Raw genomic sequence first — 12,523 nt, forward strand, 5'->3', positions numbered from 1 at the left:
GATTTAGAACTCACGTTTCGTGCCCAGCTCGGTTAGTATAGTAATCTTATCAACATTGGGAGTGAGAGAGAACGATGCGCGACCTTCTGAAGAACGCCCCGGCGATCGTTCGTGGCCTGCGGCCGAGGCCGCTCGCGGCGACGGCCGCGCGCTGATCGCCCCGTCACGTTTCGGCTCGCAACCATGGTTGGACGCGGCAACTCCATCATCATTGTCGGCGGCGGAGCCAGCGGCGCCGTGCTGGCGGCGCATCTGTTGAAATCGGCCAATCCTGAACTGCGCGTCACGCTGATCGAGAAGCGGCCGCATTTCGGCCAGGGGATGGCCTATTCGACGCTGCTTTCGGCGCATGTGCTCAACGTCAACGCCTCCGGCATGAGCGCCTATGCCGACGACCCGACGCATTTCGCGCGCTGGGTGCTGGAGCGTGGTCTGGCCAAAGCCGACCAGGGGCCGTTCTACGCGCCGCGCAGCCTCTATGCCCGTTATCTGCAGGAGCTGCTCGAAGGCCTCGAGCAGCGCGAGCGCGAGACAGGCCGGCTGCGGCTGATCCGCGAGGAGAGCCTGTCGATCGCGCCGACCTCGTCCGGCGTCGAGGTGGCCTTGGCCAATGGCACCAGCGTCGTCGGCCATCTTGCCGTTTTGGCCACCGGTCACGACGAGCAGCCCGGCGCCTTCCAGGGCCACGCCATTCGCATGGGATCGGAGGCCGACACCGCGCTCGATCCCGAGGCTTCCGTCCTGCTGCTCGGCACGGGTTTGAGCATGGTCGATGCCTTCCTGTCGCTGCAACAGCGCGGCCATCGCGGCGCCATCGTCGCGGTGTCGCGGCGCGGGCTGCTGCCGTCGCCGCACCGCAAGGGCAATCCGATCAAGCTCGATGTCGCCGACATCCCGCTCGGCACCCAGCTTTCCTATTTCGTCGGCTGGTTCCGCAATTTGATCCGCGAGAACCAGAAGGCCGGTGGCGACTGGCGCGACGTCGTCGACGGCCTGAGACCCTTCAACCAGACGATCTGGCAGAACTGGCCGTCGTCGGCGAAACGCCGCTTCGTCGAGCACACCAAGGCCTGGTGGGACATCCACCGCCACCGCATGGCGCCGGAGGTCTACCAACGCGTCACCGAAGCGGTTCGCTCAGGCCGCCTTCTCCTCATCGCCGGCAGGGTCGTCGATGTCGCGCCGGACAACGGCTTCAACGTGAAAATCCAGCCGCGCGGCACCCAGGAGAGCGAAACTCTCGACGTCGCGCGCATCTATGACTGCATGGGCATTGCCCGCGACATCTCGAGGACGTCGAACGGCGTCGTGCGCGCTCTGGTCGAGCGCGGGCTGGCGCGGCCGGATCCGCTGCGCCTCGGCCTCGACGTCACCGCCAAATGCGAGCTGATCGCGGCCGACGGCGCGGTGTCGTCGAAGCTGCTGGCCGTCGGGCCGCTGACGCGCGGCACGTTTTTCGAGATCGACGCCATCCCCGACATCCGCGTCCAATGCGCGAGACTCGGCAAGCTGTTGCTCGGCTAGAGCAATTCCAGGAAAAGTGTGTAACGGTTTCCGTCCGGAATTGCCGGCCGTCAACCGCCCAGCGCCTCACAGACCAGTCGCGCAGTCTCGGCGCCTGAAAAATTCTGCTGTCCGGTGATGAGGTTGCCGTCGCGCACGGCAAAGCCGCGCCACAAGCCGGCCTGGATGTAGTTGGCGCCGACCGCCCTCAGCTCGTCCTCGATCCGCCACGGCATCAGATGCCGGCCGCGTTCGAGCGCGCCCATGTCCCAGGTGGCGCTGTCGGCGAAATCCTCCTCGACATTCGCAAAGCCGGTGACTGTCTTGCCGGCGGCAAGCAACGTTCCGTCGGCGCGCCTGGCATAGCGCAGGATCGCCGTGCCGTGGCAGAGCGCGGCGGCGACCTTGCCGGCGTCGTGGAAGGCGACGAAAGTCCGCTGCAGGTCGGTCGCGCGCTCATAGGTGAACATCGGCGACTGGCCGCCGGCGACGACGATGGCGTCGAAGCGGTCGACATCGATCTCGCTCGCCGGCCGCGTGTTGTCGACCAGGGCTCCGAGCTTCGGCTTCGACAAGAAGCCGAGCGAGATCAGGTCGCTCTGCGAATAGCCGGACGGATCGCGCGGATCGCTCAGCGCGTCGGCCTCGCATTTGCCGCCGTCCGGCGAAAAGATCTCGACCTCGTAGCCGCGCTCGGTGAAGGCGAACCAGGGATGGGTGAGCTCGCTCCACCAGAAGCCGACCGGCCATCCCGTCGTGGTCGAGACGGCCGGGTTGGCGATGACGATCGCCACGCTCTTCGGCTTGCCCGCATTGACCGGGTTCGGGTCCCGCACACTCATGATGGCTCCTCCTTGATGAAGACTATGCCGGACAGCGCGCCCAGTCGCCTCGCCACATGTCCAGGTAATTTCCGCTTTCGCCGCGCCAGGTCCTTGCCTAGGATCGCGAGATGACACAACGCGGTAGACTGTATGGCTGCCCGGTCGAGTTCGCGCTCGACGCTTTGGGCGGCAAGTGGAAGACGGTGATCCTGGCGCGCCTAAAGGAGCAGCCGCTGCGCTATTCCGAACTGCGGCGGCTGATCCCCTCGCTCTCGGACAAGATGCTGACGCAGCGCCTGGCCGATCTGGTCGAGATCGGCTTCGTCACGCTCGAAAACGCGCCCGACGGCAAGGCGCGCTATGCCGTGACCGAGCGCGGCCGCGATCTTGCCGCCGCGCTCCAGGCGCTCTACGACTGGGGCTCCTTGCATGGCCGGGCCGAAGGCGTGCGCTTCCGCACCGACATCGAGGCGGCGGCCTGACATTCAAGCCGCATTGGCGAGCGCGCCGCAAAAGCCCGCAACATCGGTGACGACCGCTTCGCCGAGGAAGCGCAGCGTCGCCATCGAGCGGTCGCGTGCTTCCTTGTTGCCGAAGCCGCAGGCGTCCTCGATCACGACGGCGACGAAGCCGTTGTCGGTCGCCTGCCGCGCGGTCGGCTCGATGCCGATCTCCATGGCGATGCCGGCAAGTGCTACCGCCCGCACGCCGCAATCGCGCAGCGCAAAGCCGAGCGAGGTGGAATCGAAAGCCGACATGGTCAGCTTGTCGAACACCGCCTCGTCGCCGCGCGGCTCCAGCTCCGGCACGATCCGTGTCGCCTCGGCATCGCGCGGGAACCACGGCTCGACCGCATCGGGGGCGTCGCGGCGTTGCCAGGCCATGGCGGTGCGCAGCTGCGTTGCGCCCATCCATTTGCGCGGCAGGGAGAGGTGACGCGTGAACGCCACCCGCATGCCTGCCGAGCGCGCGGCTTCCAGCGCCGTGCCGGTGCGCTCGACGATCGCCGCCGCGCCTTCGACCTGGCGGCAGATGCCGACCTGCATGTCATAGACGACCAGCGCCATGCGGCGCGGGTCGCACCATTCGGCGAGGCCGGCCAGGATCTCGATGCCTTCGCGCGACCGGATCATGCCGCCGTCCGATCCCAGGGCTTGGCGATGTCGACGCTCGGGTCGAATAGGAATTCGAGCGGCAGCGGCGCGTCGAAGGCGATGAAGTGCCATTCCAGCAGCCCGGCCTTGGACAGCGGGAAATCGTCGGTGTAGCGCATCGCCTGCTCGACGCTGTCGAGCTCGAAGACGATGATGACGCCGCCGACATCGGCGCGCGCATAGTTCTCGCGCACGATGCCCGCCTTCCACAGCCGCCAGACATTCGAGACCTCGTCGCGCAGATAAGGCCGCAGGTCGTCGAGCGTGACGCCGGGCTTGAAATTGTCATAGGCAAGAATCTTCATCGGCCGCTCCTTGGCAGTTCGTCCCGCGCTGCATTCGGCTAGCATGGCAAAATCGGCGCCGGCAACGAACGAGATGGTGCGTTGAAGTGGATGGAATTCCATTCCCCTGCTGGCCGCCGGTTTGGCACGATCTATCTTCTTTCGTGCAGCGAAGGGCTGGAAAAGACGGTACGCTGATCCCTCTGTGGGCGGTCGGCCGGTTGTGGAGCATCTGAAGATGAGCGAGCACAAGAAAGCGTCCGATGCCGGCCTGTCCCGTTTGCGTCCGCCTTACGGCTCGGTGCTCGATCTGATCGGCCAGACGCCGATCGTCGAGCTGACCAAATTCGACACCGGCAAATGCCGGCTGTTCATCAAGCTCGAAAGCCAGAACCCCGGCGGCTCGATCAAGGACCGCATCGCGCTGTCGATGATCGCGGCGGCCGAGAAGGATGGCCGGCTGAAGCCCGGCGGCGCGATCGTCGAGGCCACGGCCGGCAACACCGGCCTCGGCCTCGCCCAGGTCGGCATTCCGAAAGGCTACCGCATCATCCTCGTCGTGCCCGACAAGATGTCGCGCGAAAAAATCCAGCATCTGCGGGCGCTGGGCGCCGAGGTGCGCATGACCCGCTCCGATGTCGGCAAGGGCCATCCCGAATATTATCAGGACATGGCCGAGAAGATCGCTTCCGAATTGCCCGGCGCCTTCTATGCCAACCAGTTCGCCAATCCGGCCAACCCGCTGGCGCACGAGACCACCACCGGTCCGGAAATCTTTTCGCAGCTGAATGGCGATGTCGACGCGGTGGTGGTCGGCGTCGGCTCCGGCGGCACGCTGACCGGCCTCGGCCGCTACTTCGCCAAACACTCGCCCAAGACCGAGATGGTGCTCGCCGATCCGGTCGGCTCGGTGCTGGCGCCGCTGATCAAGACCGGCAAGATGGAAGAGGCCGGCAGCTGGACCGTGGAAGGCATCGGCGAGGATTTCGTGCCGCCCAATGCCGACCTCTCGCTGGTCAGGAAAGCCTATTCCATCCCCGACAAGCAGAGCATGCTGGCGGTGCGCGATCTGCTCTCCCGCGAAGGCATCCTGGCAGGCTCGTCCTCGGGCACGCTTTTGTCGGCGGCACTGCGCTATTGCCGGGAGCAGACGGCGCCGAAGCGCGTCGTTACCCTCGTCTGCGACAGCGGCAACAAATATCTTTCGAAAGTATTCGACGATATCTGGCTGGCCGAGCAGGGCCTTGCCGACCACGAACAGCATGGCGATCTGCGCGACCTGGTCATGCGCTCGCCGCGCACCGGCGACATCGTGACCGTTGGTCCGGAGGAAACCCTGCTCAACGCCTATGGCCGCATGCGCCGTTCCGACGTCTCGCAGTTGCCGGTGCTGGACGACGGCAAGCTGGTCGGCATCGTCGACGAGAGCGATATCCTGGCTAAGGTCGACGGCCCCTATGACGGCCGCTGGGACCGCTTCAACGCTCCGGTACGCACCGCCATGACGTCGAACCTGCACACGCTGCAGGCCAGCCAGACGCTCGATGCGCTGCTGCCGGTCTTCGACCGCAACGAGGTCGCCATCGTCTTCGATGGCGACGAGTTCATCGGCCTGATAACCCGTATCGACCTGATCAACCATCTGAGGCGCCGCGCAAAATGACCACATCCGGCAAGAACCGCCTGGCCTTTTCCACCCGCACCATCCATGGCGGCCAGAGTCACGATCCGCTGACCGGCGCGGTGATGGTGCCGATCTACGCCACCTCCACCTACGGCCAGCAGTCGCCCGGCGTGCACAAGGGCTTTGAATATGCCCGCAGCCAGAACCCGACGCGCTTCGCCTTCGAGCGCGCGGTCGCCGATCTCGAAAGCGGCACGGCCGCCTTCGCCTTCGCCTCCGGCCTGGCGGCGATCGGCACGGTGCTCGAGCTGTTCGATGCCGGCGCCCATGTCGTGGCCACCGACGACATCTATGGCGGTTCCTTTCGCTTGATGGAGCGGGTGCGCAAGCGCTCGGCGGGCCTGCAGGTCAGTTTTGCCGACTGCACCGACCTTGCCGCGGTCGAAGCCGCGATCCGCCCCGAGACAAAGCTGCTTTGGGTCGAGTCGCCGACCAATCCGCTGCTGCGCATCGTCGATCTCGAAGCCCTCGCCGCGCTCGCCAGGCGCAAGGGCCTGATCACCGTCGCCGACAATACTTTTTGCAGCCCCTACATCCAGCGGCCGCTGGAGCTCGGCATCGACATCGTCGTGCATTCGACGACGAAATATCTCAACGGCCATTCCGACATGGTCGGCGGCGTGGCGGTGGTCGGCGACAACAAGGATTTGGCCGACCGGCTGAAATTCCTGCAGAACGCCATCGGCGCCATTTCCGGCCCGTTCGACAGCTTTCTCGCGCTGCGCGGCATCAAGACCCTGGCGCTCAGGATGGAGCGCCATTCCGCCAACGGCCTGAAGATCGCTGAGTGGCTGGAAGGCCGGAAGGACGTGCGCCGCGTCATCTATCCCGGGCTTGCCAGCCATCCGCAGCGCGAGATCGCCAAACGCCAGATGCACGCCTTCGGCGGCATGATCTCGGTCGATCTCGACCGGGATCTTGCGGGGACAAAACGCTTTCTCGAACGCACGCAGCTCTTCACGCTGGCCGAAAGCCTCGGCGGCGTCGAAAGCCTGATCGAAAGCCCGGCACTGATGACGCACGGCTCGATCCCGGCGGAAAACCGCGCGGCGATCGGCATTTCCGATTCGCTGGTGCGGCTGTCCTGTGGGATCGAGGACGGCGACGATCTGATCGCGGATCTGGAGCAGGCGTTGGCCGGCTAAACGGCTTCGCCGAGATCCTTCGCGCCCCCTCTGTCCTGCCGGACATCTCCCCCACGAGGGGGGAGATTGGCAGTTTCGGCGCCCGCTCATTCTGCGACGTTGGCGATTGGCGAAAGCCGGTGCGCTGTCTGATCTCCCCCCTTGTGGGGGAGATGGCCGGCAGGCCAGAGGGGGGCGCTGTCCCGCTGACATCCCGGTATGTGTGCCATTGCAGACTGCAGCTTACACTTTACAGTGTGCCGGCTTGCGATCCCCGGAGGCGCCATGCGCGTGATCGTCTTGGGTGGCGGCGTGGTCGGCGTCACCACGGCCTACCAGCTGCAGAAGGACGGGCACGAGGTGGTCATCCTCGAGCGGCAGCCTGAGGTCGCCGCCGAGACCAGCTGGGGCAATGCCGGCATGATCGCGCCCGGACATTCCTTCGTCTGGTCATCACCCAGGGCGCCGTTGATCCTGCTGAAATCGCTGGTGCTGAAGGACCAGGCGCTGCGCTTCAAGCTCTCGGCCGATCCTAGGCTCTACAGCTGGTCCTGGCTGTTCCTGATGGAATGCACGGCCGAAAAGGCCAGGCGCAACACGCTGCTCAAGCATAGGCTTGCCGTCTACTCGCAATCGGTGCTGCAGGAGGTCGTCGCCGACGAGGCGATCGAGTATGACCGCAACGATCGCGGCATCCTTTATTTCTATCGCAGCCAGCAGGCGCTCGACAAAGGCGTCGAGCATATGCGGCTGCTTGAATCCGACGGCCAGCTGATCAAGGTGCTCGACCGCGACGGCGTGGTCGCGCTCGATCCGTCGCTGGCCTCGGCGAAGGAAAAAATCGCCGGCGGCATCCATTGCCCGACCGACGAGACCGGCGACCCGGCGAAGTTCACCCGGGCGCTTGCCGCCAAGGTGGTCGAGCGCGGCGGCGAGATCCGCACCGGCACCACCATTACCGGCATGGAGACGTTCGGCGACGGCGTCGCCCAGGTGCTTACTGACAAGGGAAGCGTCAAGGGCGATGCCTATGTGCTGGCGCTCGGCTCCTACAGCCCGCTGATCGCGAGCACGGTCGGCATCAGCCTGGCGATCTATCCGATCAAGGGCTATTCGCTGACCATCCCGATCGGCAACCGCCCGGCGCCGCCGACCATCGCGGCAATCGACGAGCACAATCTGGTTGCCGTCTCGCGCTTCGGCGACCGGTTGCGCGTCACCGCTACGGCCGAGTTCGCCGGCTACGACACCAGCCACAAGCCGGCTGATTTCGCCTTCATGAAAGGCGTGACCGAGGAGCTCTATCCCGAAGGCGCCGACTATGACCGCGCCGAGATGTGGGCGGGCCTCAGGCCAATGACGCCGAACAATTTGCCCGAGTTCGGCAAGCGCCGCCTGCGCAACCTCTATCTCAACACCGGGCACGGCCATATCGGCTGGACCATGTCGCACGGCTCGGCCCGCATCACCGCCGACCTGATCGCCGGCCGCGAGCCGGCGATCTCGATGGACGGACTTTTGAACTGAGAGCAGGATCGGTCCCGCTCCGACAAGAAAGGGAAAGCTATGTCCGCCAACCTCGACGCTGCGCCGCTCCCCGCCTCCGGACCGGTCGATCTGGGCGTGCTGCCGTCGCAGATCGACGGTGGCCTCGCCTCGCGCGCGGCGATCGGCCTGGCGATCCTCGCCACCGACCAGACGCTGGAGCATGAGTTCCGCGCCCTGATCCGCATTCCGGGCGTCGCCTTCTACGAGGCGCGCCTGTTCAACGACAACGACATCACGCCCGACACTTTGCGCGCCATCGGCCCGCGCATCGCGCCGACCGTCGACCTCATCCTGCCCAGCATCCCGCTAGATGTCGTCGGCTTCGGCTGCACCTCGGCCACCATGACGCTCGGCGAGGAGGCCGTCTTCGCCGAGATCAGGAAGGCGCGGCCGGGCGTCGCCTGCACCACGCCGGTCACCGGCGCTTTGGCCGCCTTCAAGGCGCTCGGCGCCAGGGGCATCGGCCTGCTCACGCCCTACGCGCCCGAGATCAACCAGGGCCTGGTCCGCTACTTCACCGGTCGCGGCCTCGACATAGCCGCCGTCGCCACCTTCGACCGCCGCGACGACCGCGAGGCGGCTCGCATCTCTCTCGCCTCGATCGAGGCGGCGGCCGAACGCATGGCGCAAGTGCCCGGCGTCGACGCGATCTTCATCTCCTGCACCAGCCTGCGTGTGGCCGAGGCGGTGGCGGAGCTGGAACGACGCATCGGCATTCCCGTCACCTCCTCCAATCACGCCATGGCCTGGCACTGCCTGCGGCTCGCCGGCATCGACGACGTCGTGCCGGCCGGCGGCAGGCTGTTTGCGTTGAAGGCCGTGTGATTCCGAGAGGCCATGCCGGCCGCGCGGTTATCATTGCCTACGCTTTCAAAATCCTCGCGTTAACCGAATCGGAAGGAGATGTTTAACGCTTCGTGTCTATGTCCCGCTGGGGGGCACCACAGAGCGAGCATGATGAACGACGAAAAGCGAAATGAATGGCGCGCCATATTCTACGTGCAGGCGCGCGTCGCCATCCTGTTTGTGCCGGTTGTGCTTAGCCTTCTCGTCATCGGTATTCTCGCCGGCAACGAGCGCAAATCCGCGCCCGATGCCGTCGATCCGACGGTAACGAGCTCGGTACGATAAGCCGGACGCGGCGGGCTTGCGGTGCAGCCTCAAACAAACTTCGGGATCGGGCCGTTCTGCGGTGTCGTATCGCCCTCGAGGTCGATGAACACCTCGTCGACATAGCACCATGCCCAGCCTTCCGGCGGGTCGTAGCCCTCGATGACCGGATGCTGCGTGGCATGGAAATGTTTTGTCGCGTGGTGGTTGGGCGAGTCGTCGCAGCAGCCGACATGGCCGCAGGTGCGGCAGAGCCTGAGATGCACCCACCAGGAACCGCTCTTCAGGCATTCCTCGCAGCCGAGCGCGCTCGGCGTGACCCTTTTGATGTCCTTGGTATGCCTGCATTCGTCCAACATGGTCTCCTGGCGGGCTCGGCCTGATCTATTGGTTTTCAGCGGCGCGGCCGCCGGTCCGCTCCAGATAGGCGTGCAAGGCCGCGACCACCTGCGCGCCTTCGCCGACGGCGGCCGCGACGCGCTTGGTCGAGCCGCAGCGCACGTCGCCGATGGCGAACACGCCGCCGCGGCTCGTTTCCATCGCGCCATGGCCCGGCGCCACGTCCGGTCCGGTGCGCACGAAGCCTTTGTCGTCGAGCGCGACGTTGCAATTCGCCAGCCAGTCCGTGTTCGGGTCGGCGCCGATGAACAGGAAGAGATGGCGGATGGCGCGCGTCGTCTCTTCGCCGGTCGCCCGGTTGCGCCAGCGGACCGTTTCCAGATTGCCGTCCTGGCCTTCGAGCGCCTCGACCTCGGTTCCGGTCAGCACCTCGATGTTCGGCTGCGCCTCGATGCGCTCGACGAGGTAGCGCGACATGGTGGCGTCGAGACCGCGGCGCGCCAGCACCGTCACCTTGCGCACCTGGCTGGCCAGATAGACGGCCGCCTGCCCAGCCGAATTGCCGGCGCCGACCAGCGCCACCTCCTGGTCCTGGCAAAGCCTGGCCTCGATCGGCGAGGCCCAGTAATGCACCGAGGTGCCCTCGAACTGCGCCAAATTGGCGACATCGAGGCGGCGGTAGCGGGCGCCGCTGGCGATCACCACGGCGCGTGAGCGCACGCTCTCGCCGTCGCCGATCGCCAGCCTGTAGCGGGCGCCGTCGCTGCCTTCGTCGAGCAATTTCGCCTCGTCGGGGATGACCATCTCGACGCCGAACTTCTGCGCCTGGTTGTAGGCGCGCGCCATCAGCGCCATGCCCGAAATGCCGGTCGGGAAGCCGAGATAATTCTCGATGCGGGAGGACGCGCCGGCCTGGCCGCCGAAGGCGCGGCAGTCGAGCACGATGGTCGACAGCCCTTCGGAGGCGGCATAGACCGCGGCCGCCAGCCCGGCCGGCCCGGCGCCGACGATCGCCACGTCATAGACCTTGCCGGCATCGACCGGGCGCAGCAGCCCGACGCAGCGGGCAAGCTCGTTCTCGCCCGGATTGTGCATCAGCTTGCCGTTCGGACAAAGCACGATCGGCAAATGATGCGGATCGACATGGAAACGCTCGATCAGCGTCTGGGCGCAAGGGTCGGTGTCGGAATCGAGCGCGCGGTGCGGCAGGCCGCTGCGCCGCAGGAAACCCTGCAGGCGCAGCACGTCGCCATTGCCCGGCGGACCGATGACGATCGGTCCGCTCATGCCGCTTTCGAGCAGGCCGACGCGGCGCAGGATCAGCGCCCGCATGACGCGCTCGCCGAGATTGGCCTCCTGCACCATCAGGTCGCGCAGCCGCTGCGAGGGAATGACGATGGCCTCGACCGGCTCGACCGCCTCGGCATTGACCAGCGAAGGCCGGTTGGAAAGCTGCGCCAGCTCGCCGATGAAATTGCCCGCGCCGTAGGTGATGATCGCCTGGCGCGGGCCGAGCCCGCCGGCCTGGGTGATGTCGACCTTGCCTGAAAGGATGAGGATCAGCCCGGGCGAAACCGTGCCTGCCGTCACGATGTGATCGCCGGCGCCGTAGGCGCGCGCTTCGCCGAAGCGGCGCATACGCTCGATATCCGCATCCGTGAGGATCGGGAACATCTGGTCGCGGCGGGCGGCGATGGTCGGGCTGACGGCAGGGGCCATGGGCGAACCGTAGCGCCGAGGTGACCGGGTTTGAAGCGGTTTGTTGGGGACTGACCGGAAGGGGAGGTTGGTTAACAGCCTCCACGCTTTATCCGAGTGACGTCGCCAGCTTGCGCAGCGCCCCCTTTGGATCATCGGCGATGACGGAGCCATGCGAGACGAGGATGCGCTTGAGCGTCGGCTGTTCCGCCCATCGTGTCAATTGCGCTGCGAGTGCCGCCTTGTCGCCGACCAACGTCAGCTTGACCGGCCAGGGTATATGCGGCTCATCACCGGCAAATCCCATCATGCGCAATGCCCACCCGGCAAAGCCGGATGCATCGCGGATGTTGCCGACGACGTCATTGAGAACCAGCGTCGTGCCGTTTGGTCCGTCAACTTGCAGCGCCGCTTCGCCATCACGGGTTCCGGGGACGGTGATGAGCTTGACGTCGGGATCGCCAAAGTCGCCGCGTGTCGCATCGACATGTACCGCCTTCTCCACGCTGTTTAGCGCGCCCGGCGGAGCAATCACCTGAAGCGAAGGATAGCGGTTCTTCCACGGCTTTGCATCGAGCCGGTGATGACCATTAGGGACGACCAGGAAGGCAGGCTGGCCGAAGGCCTCGATCGGGCGCATCTGTTCGTCGTCAAGCGCGATGGCGCTGAAGATAACGAGCCGCTGGTCGCGCAATCGCACGACAGTCATGCGCCGTTTCATGTTGCCGACGGGCATCGGTATGTCGCCGGTCACCGTCAGAATATTGTCGTCGACAGGAGTGAGCCTGCCATGCGGCAGAACCTTCCATTCCTTGAACAGGTTCGGCATCACGGAACCTCGGGTTAACACGACAAGATAGGAACGGTTCAACCCGAGACGAGTTGCAGGCACAAAAAAGCCCGGAAAATCCGGGCTTTTTGCTCATCGCTTCAGATCGTCCGAAACGGGAATTTGGTGCCCAGAAGAGGCGTAGCAGGGGCAGTATCGAACTGCCCGCCAATCTGGCGCAAAGCCGTGCGTACCAAGGGATTGAAGCGTCTAAGCGTCTCCGGCGGGTCCTGCTTCGGTGGACCTCAAAGATGTCTTGTCGGTGTACCTCCGTCAAGCCACCATAGGGCGAGCTTCCAGATCTACTGATCTGCCCGGTCACTGGCCTCACGGGCGATGTCCGACAAAGTGCGCCTCGCCTTTATCAGTCGAGCCAGAGTGGCGACCGCAGCTTGGCGCCATAGCTTGATGAGCGAATAGAGCAAA

At 65.6% G+C, this 12,523-nt stretch carries 13 protein-coding genes; 7 read left to right on the forward strand and 6 right to left on the reverse strand.

Going from position 1 to position 12,523, the window contains the following annotated elements; translation table 11 throughout:
• Window positions 1–183 precede the first annotated feature (183 nt).
• On the forward strand, window positions 184–1,524 hold the full coding sequence (locus tag F3H96_RS18660) for an FAD/NAD(P)-binding protein (RefSeq protein WP_149803196.1): 1,341 nt from the start codon (window positions 184–186) through the stop codon (window positions 1,522–1,524).
• A 50-nt stretch (window positions 1,525–1,574) separates the two neighbouring features.
• On the opposite strand, the gene F3H96_RS18665 is transcribed toward F3H96_RS18660, so the two are convergent.
• Entirely contained in the window at window positions 1,575–2,345 is a 771-nt protein-coding gene (locus F3H96_RS18665) for a type 1 glutamine amidotransferase domain-containing protein (protein ID WP_149803197.1), read from the reverse strand.
• Window positions 2,346–2,455: 110 nt separating this feature from the next.
• Between F3H96_RS18665 and F3H96_RS18670 the strand changes: the two genes are divergently transcribed.
• Window positions 2,456–2,809: a helix-turn-helix domain-containing protein gene (locus F3H96_RS18670; protein WP_149803198.1), complete on the forward strand. Its 354-nt coding sequence runs from the start codon at window positions 2,456–2,458 to the stop codon at window positions 2,807–2,809.
• A gap of 3 nt (window positions 2,810–2,812) precedes the next feature.
• Here F3H96_RS18670 and F3H96_RS18675 read toward each other — a convergent pair whose 3' ends face one another.
• Together F3H96_RS18675 and F3H96_RS18680 are read right to left on the reverse strand one after the other, a co-directional pair.
• The gene (locus F3H96_RS18675; protein WP_149803199.1) at window positions 2,813–3,460 is read right to left on the reverse strand and encodes a cysteine hydrolase; all 648 of its coding nucleotides are present in this window, start codon (window positions 3,458–3,460) and stop codon (window positions 2,813–2,815) included.
• A complete protein-coding gene (locus F3H96_RS18680; protein ID WP_149803200.1) occupies window positions 3,457–3,786 on the reverse strand; it encodes a hypothetical protein in 330 nt (109 codons plus the stop codon). The genes F3H96_RS18675 and F3H96_RS18680 overlap by 4 nt, the downstream gene beginning before the upstream one ends.
• A gap of 217 nt (window positions 3,787–4,003) precedes the next feature.
• Here F3H96_RS18680 and F3H96_RS18685 point away from each other — a divergent pair, with 217 nt between their 5' ends.
• The 5 genes from F3H96_RS18685 (at window position 4,004) to F3H96_RS18710 (ending at window position 9,252) form a co-directional block, all read left to right on the forward strand.
• The gene (locus tag F3H96_RS18685) at window positions 4,004–5,428 is read left to right on the forward strand and encodes a pyridoxal-phosphate dependent enzyme (RefSeq protein WP_149803201.1); all 1,425 of its coding nucleotides are present in this window, start codon (window positions 4,004–4,006) and stop codon (window positions 5,426–5,428) included.
• On the forward strand, window positions 5,425–6,594 hold the full coding sequence (locus F3H96_RS18690) for a PLP-dependent aspartate aminotransferase family protein (protein WP_149803202.1): 1,170 nt from the start codon (window positions 5,425–5,427) through the stop codon (window positions 6,592–6,594). Before F3H96_RS18685 ends, F3H96_RS18690 begins: the two co-directional genes overlap by 4 nt.
• A 264-nt stretch (window positions 6,595–6,858) precedes the next feature.
• Complete coding sequence (locus F3H96_RS18700) at window positions 6,859–8,100, forward strand: D-amino acid dehydrogenase (protein ID WP_149803203.1); 1,242 nt, start codon at window positions 6,859–6,861, stop codon at window positions 8,098–8,100.
• Window positions 8,101–8,139: 39 nt separating this feature from the next.
• Complete coding sequence (locus tag F3H96_RS18705; RefSeq protein WP_149803204.1) at window positions 8,140–8,946, forward strand: aspartate/glutamate racemase family protein; 807 nt, start codon at window positions 8,140–8,142, stop codon at window positions 8,944–8,946.
• A 129-nt stretch (window positions 8,947–9,075) separates the two neighbouring features.
• Complete coding sequence (locus tag F3H96_RS18710) at window positions 9,076–9,252, forward strand: hypothetical protein (protein ID WP_149803205.1); 177 nt, start codon at window positions 9,076–9,078, stop codon at window positions 9,250–9,252.
• 29 nt (window positions 9,253–9,281) lie between these two features.
• Here F3H96_RS18710 and F3H96_RS18715 read toward each other — a convergent pair whose 3' ends face one another.
• From F3H96_RS18715 to F3H96_RS18725, 3 genes are all read right to left on the reverse strand, one after another.
• The gene (locus tag F3H96_RS18715) at window positions 9,282–9,590 is read right to left on the reverse strand and encodes a UBP-type zinc finger domain-containing protein (protein ID WP_188131452.1); all 309 of its coding nucleotides are present in this window, start codon (window positions 9,588–9,590) and stop codon (window positions 9,282–9,284) included.
• 25 nt (window positions 9,591–9,615) lie between these two features.
• A complete protein-coding gene (locus tag F3H96_RS18720; protein ID WP_149803207.1) occupies window positions 9,616–11,289 on the reverse strand; it encodes a cyclic nucleotide-binding domain-containing thioredoxin-disulfide reductase in 1,674 nt (557 codons plus the stop codon).
• A gap of 88 nt (window positions 11,290–11,377) precedes the next feature.
• A complete protein-coding gene (locus tag F3H96_RS18725; protein ID WP_149803208.1) occupies window positions 11,378–12,097 on the reverse strand; it encodes a hypothetical protein in 720 nt (239 codons plus the stop codon).
• Window positions 12,098–12,523 lie beyond the last annotated feature (426 nt).

Origin of the sequence: Mesorhizobium sp. NFR06 (assembly GCF_900115245.1) — a bacterium.
Lineage (GTDB): Bacteria > Pseudomonadota > Alphaproteobacteria > Rhizobiales > Rhizobiaceae > Mesorhizobium.

Excerpts from the sequence above, each read along its gene's own strand:
- F3H96_RS18685 (WP_149803201.1), top strand. The coding sequence starts at position 4,004 with ATGAGCGAGCACAAGAAAGCGTCCGATGCCGGCCTGTCCCGTTTGCGT.
- F3H96_RS18725 (WP_149803208.1), bottom strand. The coding sequence starts at position 12,097 with ATGCCGAACCTGTTCAAGGAATGGAAGGTTCTGCCGCATGGCAGGCTC.
- F3H96_RS18710 (WP_149803205.1), top strand. The coding sequence starts at position 9,076 with ATGATGAACGACGAAAAGCGAAATGAATGGCGCGCCATATTCTACGTG.
- F3H96_RS18675 (WP_149803199.1), bottom strand. The coding sequence starts at position 3,460 with ATGATCCGGTCGCGCGAAGGCATCGAGATCCTGGCCGGCCTCGCCGAA.
- F3H96_RS18715 (WP_188131452.1), bottom strand. The coding sequence starts at position 9,590 with ATGTTGGACGAATGCAGGCATACCAAGGACATCAAAAGGGTCACGCCG.
- F3H96_RS18700 (WP_149803203.1), top strand. The coding sequence starts at position 6,859 with ATGCGCGTGATCGTCTTGGGTGGCGGCGTGGTCGGCGTCACCACGGCC.
- F3H96_RS18670 (WP_149803198.1), top strand. The coding sequence starts at position 2,456 with ATGACACAACGCGGTAGACTGTATGGCTGCCCGGTCGAGTTCGCGCTC.
- F3H96_RS18680 (WP_149803200.1), bottom strand. The coding sequence starts at position 3,786 with ATGAAGATTCTTGCCTATGACAATTTCAAGCCCGGCGTCACGCTCGAC.
- F3H96_RS18660 (WP_149803196.1), top strand. The coding sequence starts at position 184 with ATGGTTGGACGCGGCAACTCCATCATCATTGTCGGCGGCGGAGCCAGC.
- F3H96_RS18705 (WP_149803204.1), top strand. The coding sequence starts at position 8,140 with ATGTCCGCCAACCTCGACGCTGCGCCGCTCCCCGCCTCCGGACCGGTC.
- F3H96_RS18720 (WP_149803207.1), bottom strand. The coding sequence starts at position 11,289 with ATGGCCCCTGCCGTCAGCCCGACCATCGCCGCCCGCCGCGACCAGATG.
- F3H96_RS18690 (WP_149803202.1), top strand. The coding sequence starts at position 5,425 with ATGACCACATCCGGCAAGAACCGCCTGGCCTTTTCCACCCGCACCATC.
- F3H96_RS18665 (WP_149803197.1), bottom strand. The coding sequence starts at position 2,345 with ATGAGTGTGCGGGACCCGAACCCGGTCAATGCGGGCAAGCCGAAGAGC.